The organism is Diaminobutyricimonas aerilata (genome assembly GCF_002797715.1).
Taxonomy (GTDB): domain Bacteria; phylum Actinomycetota; class Actinomycetes; order Actinomycetales; family Microbacteriaceae; genus Diaminobutyricimonas; species Diaminobutyricimonas aerilata.
Window position 1 is genome coordinate 2041893 of sequence record NZ_PGFF01000001.1, and the last position, 11916, is coordinate 2053808.

The 11916-nt window shown below is 70.3% G+C and carries 13 protein-coding genes; 7 read left to right on the forward strand and 6 right to left on the reverse strand.

Going from position 1 to position 11916, the window contains the following annotated elements; translation table 11 throughout:
- Positions 1–55: 55 nt before the first annotated feature.
- On the reverse strand, positions 56–3454 hold the full coding sequence (locus CLV46_RS09830; RefSeq protein ID WP_100364600.1) for a pyruvate carboxylase: 3399 nt from the start codon (positions 3452–3454) through the stop codon (positions 56–58).
- 111 nt (positions 3455–3565) lie between these two features.
- Here CLV46_RS09830 and CLV46_RS09835 point away from each other — a divergent pair, with 111 nt between their 5' ends.
- The 3 genes from CLV46_RS09835 to CLV46_RS09845 all read left to right on the forward strand — a co-directional run bounded on the left by CLV46_RS09835 (position 3566) and on the right by CLV46_RS09845 (position 6255).
- Positions 3566–4387 (forward strand): ParA family protein, encoded by an 822-nt coding sequence (locus tag CLV46_RS09835; protein WP_100364601.1) that lies wholly within the window; start codon positions 3566–3568, stop codon positions 4385–4387.
- 132 nt (positions 4388–4519) lie between these two features.
- Positions 4520–5641: a fatty acid desaturase family protein gene (locus CLV46_RS09840; RefSeq protein ID WP_425430424.1), complete on the forward strand. Its 1122-nt coding sequence runs from the start codon at positions 4520–4522 to the stop codon at positions 5639–5641.
- Between the two features lie 410 nt (positions 5642–6051).
- Entirely contained in the window at positions 6052–6255 is a 204-nt protein-coding gene (locus CLV46_RS09845) for a cold-shock protein (protein WP_100365998.1), read from the forward strand.
- Positions 6256–6317: 62 nt separating this feature from the next.
- Here the strand turns inward: CLV46_RS09845 and CLV46_RS09850 are convergent, their stop codons facing one another.
- From CLV46_RS09850 to CLV46_RS09865, 4 genes are all read right to left on the reverse strand, one after another.
- Entirely contained in the window at positions 6318–6866 is a 549-nt protein-coding gene (locus tag CLV46_RS09850) for a MerR family transcriptional regulator (protein ID WP_100364603.1), read from the reverse strand.
- Positions 6867–7002: 136 nt separating this feature from the next.
- Complete coding sequence (gene ftsR, locus CLV46_RS09855) at positions 7003–7704, reverse strand: transcriptional regulator FtsR (RefSeq protein WP_100364604.1); 702 nt, start codon at positions 7702–7704, stop codon at positions 7003–7005.
- Positions 7704–8183, reverse strand: coding sequence for an FHA domain-containing protein (locus CLV46_RS09860; RefSeq protein WP_100364605.1), 480 nt, complete (start codon positions 8181–8183; stop codon positions 7704–7706). The genes ftsR and CLV46_RS09860 overlap by 1 nt, the downstream gene beginning before the upstream one ends.
- Before the next feature lie 11 nt (positions 8184–8194).
- A complete protein-coding gene (locus CLV46_RS09865; RefSeq protein ID WP_245866710.1) occupies positions 8195–8812 on the reverse strand; it encodes a CDP-alcohol phosphatidyltransferase family protein in 618 nt (205 codons plus the stop codon).
- A gap of 112 nt (positions 8813–8924) precedes the next feature.
- On the opposite strand from CLV46_RS09865, the gene CLV46_RS09870 reads away from it, so the two are divergent.
- Both CLV46_RS09870 and CLV46_RS09875 read left to right on the forward strand, forming a co-directional pair.
- The gene (locus CLV46_RS09870; RefSeq protein ID WP_100364606.1) at positions 8925–9380 is read left to right on the forward strand and encodes a hypothetical protein; all 456 of its coding nucleotides are present in this window, start codon (positions 8925–8927) and stop codon (positions 9378–9380) included.
- A gap of 74 nt (positions 9381–9454) precedes the next feature.
- The gene (locus tag CLV46_RS09875) at positions 9455–10501 is read left to right on the forward strand and encodes a M4 family metallopeptidase (RefSeq protein WP_100364607.1); all 1047 of its coding nucleotides are present in this window, start codon (positions 9455–9457) and stop codon (positions 10499–10501) included.
- A 4-nt stretch (positions 10502–10505) separates the two neighbouring features.
- Here CLV46_RS09875 and CLV46_RS09880 read toward each other — a convergent pair whose 3' ends face one another.
- Complete coding sequence (locus CLV46_RS09880) at positions 10506–11015, reverse strand: NUDIX domain-containing protein (RefSeq protein WP_100364608.1); 510 nt, start codon at positions 11013–11015, stop codon at positions 10506–10508.
- Between the two features lie 69 nt (positions 11016–11084).
- On the opposite strand from CLV46_RS09880, the gene CLV46_RS09885 reads away from it, so the two are divergent.
- Together CLV46_RS09885 and CLV46_RS09890 are read left to right on the forward strand one after the other, a co-directional pair.
- Positions 11085–11384 carry a protealysin inhibitor emfourin gene (locus CLV46_RS09885; RefSeq protein WP_100364609.1) on the forward strand — a complete coding sequence of 100 codons (300 nt, stop codon included), beginning with the start codon at positions 11085–11087 and terminating at the stop codon, positions 11382–11384.
- Positions 11385–11393: 9 nt separating this feature from the next.
- A complete protein-coding gene (locus CLV46_RS09890) occupies positions 11394–11759 on the forward strand; it encodes an RNA-binding S4 domain-containing protein (RefSeq protein WP_100364610.1) in 366 nt (121 codons plus the stop codon).
- Positions 11760–11916 lie beyond the last annotated feature (157 nt).

Genomic DNA, 11916 nt, shown 5'->3' on the forward strand with positions numbered 1-11916 from the left:
TCCGCTGAGGGAGACTCGCCAGTCTAGCGCCGAGCCTCCCGCACGCCTCGGGCGGTCAGCCCACCACGACGAGCAGATCGCCCGCGTCGACCTGCTGGGTCTTCGGGATCGCGACCCGCTTGACGACACCGGCCACGGGCGAGGTGATCGCCGCCTCCATCTTCATCGCCTCGATCGACGCGACGGCCTGCCCCGCCTGAACGGTGTCGCCCTCGGCGACCTGCAGCGTCACGACGCCCGAGAACGGGGCCGCCACCTGACCGGGGATCGACGTGTCCGCCTTCTCCGCCGACTTCGACTCCACCGCGATGCTGCGATCACGCACGAAGACCGGTCGCAGCTGCCCGTTGAGCGTCGACATCACCGTGCGCATGCCGCGCTCGTCCGCCGTGCCGATCGCCTCGAGCCCGACGAAGAGCCGCACGCCCTTGCTGATCTCGACGACGTGCTCGCCGCCCTGGCGCAAGCCGTAGAGGTAGTCGACCGTGTCGACGACGGACAGGTCGCCGTACTGCTCGCGCACCTGCTCGAACTGCTTCGTGGGGCCGGCGAACAGCAGGCGGTTGAGCACCGCGCGCCGTTCCGCGCCGGGCGTCTGCAGCGCCTCGCGGTCCTCCGCGGCCACATCCGCGATCCCGATCTTGACCGTGCGCCCCTCGAGCACCTTGCTGCGGAACGGTTCGGGCCAGCCCCCGGGCAGGTCGCCGAGCTCACCGGCCATGAAGCCGATCACCGAGTCCGGGATGTCGTACTTGTCGGGGTTGCGCTCGAAGTCGTCGGGGTCGGCGTTGGCGGCGGCGAGCTGCAGGGCGAGGTCGCCGACGACCTTCGACGAGGGGGTCACCTTCGGCGGACGGCCGAGGATGCGGTTGGCCGCGGCGTACCAGTCCTCGACCTTCTCGAACTGGTCGCCCAGCCCGAGCGCGATCGCCTGCTGGCGCAAGTTGGAGAGCTGCCCGCCGGGGATCTCGTGCTTGTAGACGCGACCGGTGGGACCCGGCAGTCCGGACTCGAACGGCTTGTACGCGATGCGCACCGCCTCCCAGTAGGGCTCGAGGTCGCTCACGGCCTGCAGCGGGATGCCCGTGTCACGCTCGGTGTGGGCGAGCGCGGCGACGAGCGCCGAGGCGCTCGGCTGGCTCGTCGTGCCGGCCATCGGGGCGCTCGCGACGTCGACCGCGTCCGCACCGGCGCGGCTCGCGGCGAGCAGCGTCGCGAGCTGACCGCCGGCGGTGTCGTGGGTGTGCACGTGCACCGGCAGGTCGAAGCGTTCCCGCAGTGCGGTGACGAGCTTCTCGGCGGCGCTCGCACGCAGCAGTCCGGCCATGTCCTTGATGGCGAGGATGTGCGCTCCCGCGTCGACGATCTGCTCCGCGAGGCGCAGGTAGTAGTCGAGGGTGTAGAGGTCCTCTGCCGGATCGAGCAGGTCGCCGGTGTAGCAGACCGCCACCTCGGCGACCGTGCTGCCGGTCGCGAGCACCGCCTCGATCGCCGGACGCATCTGATTCACGTCGTTGAGGGCGTCGAAGATGCGGAAGATGTCGACACCGGTCGCGGCGGCCTCCTGCACGAAGGCGTCGGTGACCTCCGTCGGATAGGGCGTGTAGCCGACCGTGTTCCGACCCCGCAGCAGCATCTGGATGGCGACGTTCGGCAGCGCCTCCCGCATCGCCGCGAGGCGCTCCCACGGGTCCTCCCCGAGGAACCGCAGGGCCACGTCGTACGTCGCACCGCCCCACGCCTCGACCGACAGCAGCTGCGGGGTGAGGCGGGCCACGTGCGGCATGACCGCGACGAGATCCTTCGTGCGCACGCGGGTGGCGAGCAGCGACTGGTGCGCGTCGCGGAAGGTCGTGTCGGTGACGGCGAGGGCCGTCTGCTGCCGCAGCGCCGCTGCGAACCCGACGGGACCGAGCTCGAGCAGTCGCTGGCGGGAGCCGTCCGGCGCGGGCGCCTGCAGATCGACCGCGGGGAGCTTGATCGCCGGGTCGATCGCCGCGCCGGCCTCGCCGTTGGGCTTGTTCACGGTGACGTCGGCGAGCCAGTTGAGGATCTTGGTGCCGCGGTCCTTCGACTGGTGGCCCAGCACGAGCTCCGGGCGCTCCTCGATGAACGACGTGCTCAGGTCGCCCGCGACGAACGACGGGTCCTCGAGCACCGCCTGCAGGAACGGGATGTTGGTGGAGACGCCTCGGATGCGGAACTCGGCGAGACCGCGCCGGGCGCGGGCGACGGCGGCCGGGAAGTCGCGGCCGCGGCAGGTCATCTTCGCGAGCATCGAGTCGAAGTGCGGGCTGATCTGCGCACCGGGGTTGATCGTGCCGCCGTCCAGGCGCACGCCGGCACCACCGGGCGAGCGGTAGGTCGTGATCTTGCCGGTGTCGGGACGGAACCCGGATGCCGGGTCCTCGGTGGTGATGCGGCACTGGAGCGCGGCGCCGCGCAGCTGCAGACGATCCTGCGTGAGCCCGAGCTCGGCGAGCGACTGACCGTACGCGATGCGCATCTGCGACTGCACGAGGTCGACGTCGGTCACCTCTTCGGTGACGGTGTGCTCGACCTGGATGCGCGGGTTCATCTCGATGAACACGTGCTGGCCGGCACGCTCCCCCACCGTGTCGAGCAGGAACTCGACGGTTCCGGCGTTGACGTACCCGATCGACCGGGCGAACGCCACGGCGTCGCGGTAGAGCGCCTGGCGGATGTCGTCGTCGAGGTTCGGGGCCGGTGCGATCTCGATGACCTTCTGGTTGCGGCGCTGCACCGAGCAATCACGCTCGAAGAGGTGCACCGTCTCGCCGTCCGCGTCCGCGAGGATCTGCACCTCGATGTGCCGGGGGCGCAGCACGGCCTGTTCGAGGAACATCGTCGGGTCGCCGAAGGCGCTGTCGGCCTCGCGCATCGCCTCTTCGAGCGCGGGGCGCAGTTCCTCCCGCGTGTTCACCCGGCGCATTCCGCGTCCGCCGCCACCGGCGACGGCCTTCGCGAACACGGGGAACCCGACTTCCTCGGCGCCGCGCAGCAACTCCTCGATGTCACGGCTCGCCGGGGTCGACTTGAGCACGGGCACACCCGCCGCGATGGCGTGCTCCTTCGCGGTGACCTTGTTGCCGGCCATCTCGAGCACGTGACGGGGCGGTCCGATGAAGGTGATGCCGGCGTCTGCCGCGGCTTGCGCGAGGTCGGGGTTCTCGGAGAGGAACCCGTATCCCGGGTAGATGGCGTCGGCGCCACTCTCCTTGGCGACCCGGATGATCTCGGCGACATCGAGGTACGCCCGCACCGGGTGCCCCACCTCGCCGATCTGGTAGGCCTCGTCGGCCTTCAGACGATGCATGGAGTTGCGGTCCTCGTAGGGGAACACCGCGACGGTGCGCGCCCCGAGTTCGTATGCCGCACGGAACGCGCGGATGGCGATCTCGCCTCGGTTCGCTACGAGGATCTTCTTGAACATGCGTTCCTTCCGGGTCGACTGAACCGCAGGCGGAAGACGCCGGGGCGCGGCCGTGCGCACCGGGTCGTGTGATTGCGTCCTTTCAGATTAGTGAAGGTAAGGTCTTGAATCATGCACGTACTGAGCGTCAGCTCCCTCAAGGGGGGCGTGGGCAAGACCACGGTGACGCTCGGTCTCACCTCGGCGGCCTTCGCGAAGGGGCTGCGCACGCTCGTCGTCGATCTCGATCCGCAGTCGGACGTGTCGACCGGTATGGACATCACCGTCGCCGGTCACCTCAACGTCGCCGACGTGCTGGCCTCCCCCAAGGAGAAGATCGTGCGCGCGGCCATCGCCCCGTCCGGTTGGACCAAGGGCCGCCCGGGGAAGATCGACGTCATGGTGGGATCCCCGTCCGCGATCAACTTCGACGGGCCGCATCCGAGCATCCGGGAGATCTGGAAACTCGAGGAGGCGCTGGCCAACGTCGAGTCGGACTACGACCTCGTGCTCATCGACTGCGCCCCGTCCCTCAACGCGCTCACGCGCACCGCGTGGGCGGCGAGCGATCGGGTGACCGTCGTGACCGAGCCCGGGTTGTTCTCCGTCGCGGCGGCGGATCGCGCGCTGCGCGCGATCGAGGAGATCCGTCGCGGTCTCTCGCCCCGTCTCCAGCCGCTCGGCATCATCGTCAACCGCGCCCGGGTGCAGTCGCTCGAGCACCAGTTCCGCATCAAGGAACTGCGCGACATGTTCGGCCCGCTCGTGCTCTCCCCGCAGCTGCCGGAGCGCACCTCCCTGCAGCAGGCCCAGGGCGCGGCGAAGCCGCTGCACGTGTGGCCCGGGGAGAGTGCGCAGGAGATGGCCCGCAACTTCGATCAACTGCTCGAACGGGTCATGCGCACGGCGAAGATCCCCGACCCGGCATCCGCCGCACCGCAGATCGTTCGCTGACCATCGCCCGGGAACACGCCGGGCAAGTGTCGGCGCGGCGGGGATTCCGGCCGTGGACCGGTAGCGTGAAGTAAGTCGTCGGCGGTTTGCCTTTGGCCTTTTGATTTGCAGCCAAGGTTGCCTTACGGACGGATATTCCTCATCTCTTCCGCCTATTCCCTTCCCGCCGGACGCCTCGGTGCGGTCCGATCGCCGAAGCCCCGCACCCCCGGTGCGGTTCCCGTCACCCAGTCCTACACCGCGGTCTCCCGCGTCGTGAAGGAGTCGGGCCTGCTGAACCGCACGCGGTGGTTCTACGGTGTGCTCGGACTGGGGCTCGTCCTCGCCCTCGGCGGCGCCATCACCGGCTTCATCCTGCTCGGCGACAGCTGGTTCCAGCTGCTCATCGCCGGCGCGCTCGGACTGATCTTCACCCAGTTCGCCTTCCTCGCCCACGAGGCCTCCCACCGCCAGATCCTGCAGTCGGGCCCGGCCAACGACCGCATCGGCCGCTTCATCGCCGCCTTCGTCGTCGGCATCAGCTACGCGTGGTGGATGACGAAGCACACGCGACACCATGCCAACCCGAACCGGGTCGGTAAGGACCCGGACATCGAGATCGACACGATCTCGTTCATCGAGCAGGACGCGGCGAAGCAGAAGGGCCTGTCGGCTCTCATCACCCGCAAGCAGGGCTACCTGTTCTTCCCGCTCCTCACCTTCGAGGGCGCCAATCTGCACGTGCGATCGATCGCCACGCTCTTCTCCAAGGAGCCTGTCAAGGGTCGTTGGATCGAGCTGGGACTGCTCGCGACGCGCTTCGCGCTCTACTTCACCGTCATCTTCATGATGCTCCCGCTGGGTATGGCGTTCGCCTTCGTCGGTGTGCAGCTGGCCGTCTTCGGCGTGTACATGGGTGCCTCGTTCGCCCCCAACCACAAGGGCATGCCGATCGTCGGTCGCGACGAGAAGCTGGACTTCTTCACCAAGCAGGTGCGCACCTCGCGCAACATCTCCGGCGGCTGGTGGGCGTCCGCGCTCATGGGCGGTCTGAACTACCAGGTCGAGCACCACCTGTTCCCCAACATGCCCCGACCGCACCTCGCCAAGGCGCGCGAGATCGTGCGGGAGCACTGCCGCACGCTCGATGTGCCCTACACTGAGACGACGCTGGTCCGTTCGTACGCGATCGTCATCGCCTATCTCAACCGAGTCGGACTCTCTGCACGGGATCCCTTCGATTGCCCGATGGTCAATCAGTTCCGCCGCGTCTAGCAGAACCAGGCACACCGCCGCACCATCTTCGACACCGACCATGACGGTCGCGTGGCCCGCACGAATCGACCCGCCTCATCCGTTTCTCCGTCACAACCGACATCTCGACCGCCCCGCTCACGTGGATCAACGCCGACGACGACCTCTGGGTCGCGACGCGTTCCGGTGAGTATGCGGGAATCGTGACCCGCGAGGACGCCGTCTACACGGCGACCGACCGGTTCAACGGCCCGCTCGGCTCGTATCCCGATCTCGACTCCGCCCGCCGCGCGGTGGACGACGCCGACGGCGTCGCCCCCGCTCCGGGCGCCGTGCCCCCGCAGGGGCGGCACTCCCCCACACGTCCGCGTCGTCGACGCGGTCCCGCACGTCGCATCCGCGGCTCGCATCACCGAAAGAAAGACAGCAACATGGCTACCGGCACCGTCAAGTGGTTCAACTCCGAAAAGGGCTTCGGCTTCATCGCGCCGAGCGACGGCTCCCCCGACGTGTTCGCGCACTACAGCGCGATCGCGGCCGACGGGTACCGCAACCTCGAGGAGAACCAGCGCGTCGAGTTCGACACCGCCCAGGGCCCCCGCGGCCTGCAGGCGTCGAACATCCGACCCGCCTGATCCGTACCCCGGAACACCGAACCGCCCGCGTCCTCTGGACGCGGGCGGTTCGTCGTACGGGGTCAGGAGGCGCGGGTGGCCCGACGGGCGGCGAGTTCATCCATGGGGTCGGCCCCGGGCGTGGAGTCGAGCTCCACGAGGCTCGTCTCGACCTCGCGCAGCACCTTGCCGACGGCGATGCCGAACACGCCCTGCCCGCGGCTGACGAGGTCGATGACCTCGTCGTTCGAGGTGCAGAGGTAGACGCTCGCGCCGTCGCTCATGAGGGTCGTCTGGGCGAGGTCGCTGATGCCGGCCTCGCGGAGCTGGTTGACGGCAATGCGGATCTGCTGCAGCGAGATGCCGGTGTCGAGCAGGCGCTTGACGAGCTTGAGCACGAGGATGTCGCGGAAGCCGTAGAGCCGCTGCGAGCCCGAGCCGGCCGCACCGCGGATGGTGGGCTCGACGAGCTGCGTGCGGGCCCAGTAATCCAGCTGGCGGTAGCTGATGCCGGCGGCGCGTGCGGCGACCGCCCCGCGGTACCCGGAGGCGTCGTCGAGCTCGGGCATGCCGTCGGTGAAGAGCAGCCCCAGGTCGTAGCGGGATTCGCCGTTCTGGCTGAGTTCGCTCATCCGCTCGTCCTAACCTTCATGTTCAACTTGACCTTGAGGTCCGCTGTGACCACGCTACCGACGAGCAGGACCCCGACCAAACACATCCGGTTCGAACCGCTCGGCGTGTCGGCCCTGACGGGTCCGGCGCTGCCTGTCACGAGTTCAAACGGGAGAGGGCCGATCGGATCAGGCTACTCCGTACCACCTCGAGCTGTCCCGCTATTTCTCGGGCGAGTTCCGCCGCGCGGGCCCGGCTCGACGCGTCCTTGCGACGCGACACCGGCATGAGGGCGTTCTCGATGAGTCCCAGTTCGCGCTCCGCCGCCGCCCGGAATCCCCGCAGGTGGCGCGGCTCGATGCCCGTGCGCTGCAGCTCGGCCAGGGCGCGCAGCACCGACACGGCGTCGTCGCCGTAGTGGTCCGACGGCGTGATGAGCGAAGCGGACACCGCGTCCGCCAGCAGGTTCGCCGTCGCCCCGGCCTCGCGGATGAGCTCGTCGCGCGACAACCGCCGCTCGCTCGACAGCATCGACGGTGACGGCGCGGGAGCGCCCCCGGGCAGGGTGGGCTCACGACCCGCGTCGAGATCGTCGAGATAGCCGCGGATGACCTTGAGCGGCAGGTAGTGGTCGCGCTGGATCGAGAGGATGAACCGCAGACGCTCGACGTCGGCGTTCGAGAACTTGCGGTACCCCGACGCCGTGCGCGCCGGCGAGATCAGCTGCCGCTCCTCGAGGAAGCGCAGCTTCGACGGGGTGAGATCGGGGAACTCCGGGTTCAGGCGCGCGAGCACCTGTCCGATGCTCAACAGGGAGGCGCCCCCGGATGCAGTGGAGGACGCGGCGGGGCGCGCCACTACTGAGCCGCCGGAGCCGCGAGGTCGGCCCGGGAGGCGTAGAAGGTGAGGCGGAACTTGCCGACCTGCACCTCGGCGCCGTCGTGCAGTTGCGCGCTCTCGATGCGGACACCGTCGTAGTACGTGCCGTTGAGCGAACCGAGATCGCGCACCTGGAACGTGCCCTCAGATCGCGTGAACTCCGCGTGACGGCGCGACACGGTCACGTCGTCGAGGAAGATGTCGGCGTCGGGGTGACGGCCGGCGATCGAGGAATCGGTGTCGAGCAGGAAGCGGGCGCCGGCGTTCGGTCCACGTCGCACGACGAGCAGCGCTGAGCCCGAGGGCAGCGCGGTGATCGCGTCGTGCTCCTCGGTCGAGGCGCCGGCCTGCATGGCGGCGAGCTGCGCGCTGAAGTCGTCCTGGTAGTGGACCGTCGTGTCGGCGGCCGACCGGCGCTGCGCGGGGACGTCATTGTCGTCGTGGCGGGGATCGACCATCGAGAACCTCCTTAGCCGTTCAGCGTATCTGATGCCGGGACCGCCTGCGGCCGCGGTGAGCGGATGACGCGGGCCGTCTCCATCGTGTAGACGATGCCCGCCCACCAGTACAGGAACGCCCCCCACAGGGCGAAGGCCCACCCGATGGGCACCGCGATCGCGGCCGTCTCGGGCACCGCCTGGCCGAGCATGAGCACGGGGAAGGCGTAGAACAGGGCGAACGTCGCGAACTTGCCGAGGTGGTGCACCGGCAGCGGACCGAACCCGTGGTTCGCGAGCACGATGCCCAGCACGACGAGCAGCAGGTCGCGCGAGATCAGCAGGATCATCAGCCACCAGGGCACGACATCGCGCACGGCGAGGCCGATGACGGCCGCGAAGATGAACAAGCGGTCGGCGGCGGGATCGAGCAGCTGCCCGAGCCGGGTGATCTGCCCGAAGCGACGGGCGATGACGCCGTCGAAGAAGTCGGTGACGGTCGAGATCACGAGCACGATGAGGGCCCACATGTCCTCGCCGCGCACAATCAGCACGAGGAACACGGGCACGAGCAGCAGCCGCACGAAACTGAGCGCGTTCGGCACCGTGAGCACCCTGTCGCTCACGATCCGCTCCGGCACCGATCCCACATCCCGAGTCTAGGGCGGGCCCCCGTCCGCGGGGGCGCTCCTCCCCAGTCGTTCGGTGACGACACGCGAGGCATCGGGGGGTCGGGAACGGACACCGGGCTAGCCTGAACGCATGTCGTGCATCCGGTTCAACACGCCAGCCCAGCGGGCGCAGATGCAGCGCATGGCCCCGCGCATGCTGACCGCCGAGGAGGCGGCCGCGCTGCACCCCGCCCCGCCGGTCACGGAGAGCAAGATCCGCCGGCTGCGGCTGCTCGCCGGGCACGAGAACCCGAAGATCCGCGAGTCGGTCGCGAGCAGCTACAACGCGCCGGCCGATCTCTTCGAGGCGCTCGCCCGCGACGGCGACGAGGGCGTGCGGGCGTGCGTCGCCCGGAACGAGCAGACCCCGTGCGACGTGCTGCGCGGCCTCGCCGGCGACGAGTCGGAGCGGGTGCGCGGATGGGTCGCGGTCAACTACTTCGTGCCCGACGACGTCATGCGCCGCCTCGCCGACGATCCGAGCGAGACGGTGCGCAGCCTCGTGCGGTGGAAGGCGTCGCTCGCGACCGAGCCCGCCGCCGGGTGACCGCCAGCTGAACAGGCGCTCAACGGCCACGGACGCGGCGCGCCGCGTCGGCGGCCCTCCGTAGGCTCGGACCCATGCCGCACTCGATCGTCCCGCCCTACCTGCTGCTGCGCCTCGCCGACACCGACCGGGCGGGCTTCGAGCGTGCCGCCCGGGCGGCACGCAACACGCTCATGGCCCGCGGGTTCCGCGACTCCGCGCGGCTCTCGCTCTCCGTCGACGCCGACGACAACCTCGTCGTCGAGTTGGAGCGGCGGACGCCGGTGCGCACCATCGGCGACGCGGAGGGCACCGAGGAGCTGCCCGGCCGGATCGTGCGGCGGGAGGGCGACGACCCCACCGGCGACGTCGCGGTCGACGAGGCTTACGACGGCCTGGGCGCGACCCACGCGCTCTTCCGCGACGCGTTCGGACGGGACTCGATCGACGATGCGGGTCTGCCGCTCGAGGCGACGGTGCACTTCGGGGAGCTCTACGACAACGCGTTCTGGGACGGGGAGCGCATGGTCTTCGGCGATGGCGACGGGGAGGTGTTCGGGCGGTTCACCGCCTCACTCTCGGTCATCGGGCACGAACTCGCGCACGGCGTCACGCAGTACGCGGCGGCGCTCGAGTACCGGGGCCAGTCGGGGGCCCTCAACGAGTCGGTCTCCGACGTGTTCGGCGCGCTCGTCGAGCAGTATGCGCGCCGGCAGGGCGCCGAGGAGGCGAGTTGGCTCATCGGCGAGGGCCTGTTCACCGACGCCGTCTCCGGTCGCGCCCTGCGCTCGATGGCCGAGCCGGGCTCGGCGTACGACGACGACGTGCTCGGCAAGGACCCGCAACCGGGCCACATGCGCGACTACATCGAGACGGCAGAGGACAACGGCGGTGTGCACCTCAACTCGGGCATCCCGAATCGCGCCTTCCACCTCGTCGCGACGACCCTCGGGGGCAACGCGTGGGAGCGTGCGGGCGTCATCTGGTACGACACCCTCGTCGGTGGTCTGGCCGCGGACACCGACTTCGCGCGGTTCGCCCGGGCGACGCTCGACGCGGCCGACTCGCGCTTCGGTGAGGGCTCCCCCGAGTCGGCGGCGGTCCGGAACGCGTGGGCAGCCGTCGGCGTGCCGATCGGCTGAGCGCTCAGACGAGTGACTCGATGCGGGGGCGCAGCATCGGCCACGACGCCGCGAATCCGGGATGCAGCGGCAGCGCGTCGACCTCGGCGAACGGCACCCATCTCAGGTCGTCGCTCTCTGCGTCGGCGATCACCGGCACGAAGGGCTCCTCCACGACTCCGAGCACGGTCGTGTACGACCAGTAGCCGTAGTCGAGAACCGACTCCCCCACGACGCGCACGAGACCGGCGGGCACTCCGGCCTCCTCGCCCGCCTCGCGGAGCGCGGCGGCCGCGGCGTCCTCGTGCTCCTTGCGCGCGCCGCCCGGGAGACCCCACGTTCCGCCGAAGTGACTCCAGCCGACACGCAGCTGCAAGAGCACTCCAGCGGCGCGGTGGGCCACGAGCAGACCGGCGGCGCCGAAGCCGCCCCAGAACCGGCCCCGCGGCCCGTCGACCCACTCGTCGCCGCTGCCGAGCGGGCGACGCTGCGGATCGGGGACCCGGCGCGGGGAGGGAGCGGGTGCGGCATCCATGCGGCCAGCCTGTCACGCCGGGCCTCCACGTTGCTATCGTGGCGCGCACGGGGGCCGACGAGGAGGACCATGCGCAGCAACGGGCGGCCCGTCGCCGTGATCTCGGTCGTGCGCACGGGCGGTTTCGCGGGACTGCGTCGCGAGTGGGCCGTCGAGATCGACGACGGCGAGTGGCCCGACTGGCAGCCCCTCGTGGACGCGTGCCCGTGGGACGCGGTGCCCGACGATCCCGCTCCCGACCGCTTCGTGTACCTCATCTCGGCGCCGCCGCACAGCGCCCGCGTGCCCGAACGCGGGCTCAACGGGCCGTGGCGCGAGCTCACCGATCGCGTGCGGGACGCCCACGCGCGACGCAGCGGGGCGGATTAGGGTCGTCGGATGGCATCCGATTCCGCGCGTGTGGACGCCTGGTTGTGGGCTGTGCGCGTGTTCACGACCCGCTCCGCGGCGACCGCCGCATGCCGTGCCGGGCACGTGCGCGTCAACGGCGAGCGGGCGAAGGCGGCGCAGCGCGTCGCCCCTGGAGACGCGGTCGTCGTGCGTGGCGCGCGGGCACGCGACCTCGTGGTCAAGGTGCCCCTCGAGAAGCGGGTCGGCGCGGCGGTCGCGGCGGAGGCGATGCTCGACCTCACCCCGCCTCCCCCGCCGAAGGAGGAGGCGGCGGCGCCGATCGCGCGCGACCGCGGATCGGGCCGCCCGACCAAGCGCGACCGGCGGGACCTGGAGCGGTTGCGCGGGCGGTGATCCGCCGCTGCGGGCGAATGAATCCCGCGATCCGGGAATGATCGGGTCCGGATGTCGGTTGTCCGCGCAAGGATGAATTCCGTTCGCGCTGCCCTCTCGGCGTGGACAGCGTCCACATCGGTCGCGTATCGTGACCTCGCTCCCCTCCACATCCGGC

Coding starts and splice junctions, on each gene's coding strand:
- CLV46_RS09830 (WP_100364600.1), bottom strand. CDS start 3,454: ATGTTCAAGAAGATCCTCGTAGCGAACCGAGGCGAGATCGCCATCCGC.
- CLV46_RS09835 (WP_100364601.1), top strand. CDS start 3,566: ATGCACGTACTGAGCGTCAGCTCCCTCAAGGGGGGCGTGGGCAAGACC.
- CLV46_RS09845 (WP_100365998.1), top strand. CDS start 6,052: ATGGCTACCGGCACCGTCAAGTGGTTCAACTCCGAAAAGGGCTTCGGC.
- CLV46_RS09850 (WP_100364603.1), bottom strand. CDS start 6,866: ATGAGCGAACTCAGCCAGAACGGCGAATCCCGCTACGACCTGGGGCTG.
- CLV46_RS09860 (WP_100364605.1), bottom strand. CDS start 8,183: ATGGTCGATCCCCGCCACGACGACAATGACGTCCCCGCGCAGCGCCGG.
- CLV46_RS09870 (WP_100364606.1), top strand. CDS start 8,925: ATGTCGTGCATCCGGTTCAACACGCCAGCCCAGCGGGCGCAGATGCAG.
- CLV46_RS09875 (WP_100364607.1), top strand. CDS start 9,455: ATGCCGCACTCGATCGTCCCGCCCTACCTGCTGCTGCGCCTCGCCGAC.
- CLV46_RS09880 (WP_100364608.1), bottom strand. CDS start 11,015: ATGGATGCCGCACCCGCTCCCTCCCCGCGCCGGGTCCCCGATCCGCAG.
- CLV46_RS09885 (WP_100364609.1), top strand. CDS start 11,085: ATGCGCAGCAACGGGCGGCCCGTCGCCGTGATCTCGGTCGTGCGCACG.
- CLV46_RS09890 (WP_100364610.1), top strand. CDS start 11,394: ATGGCATCCGATTCCGCGCGTGTGGACGCCTGGTTGTGGGCTGTGCGC.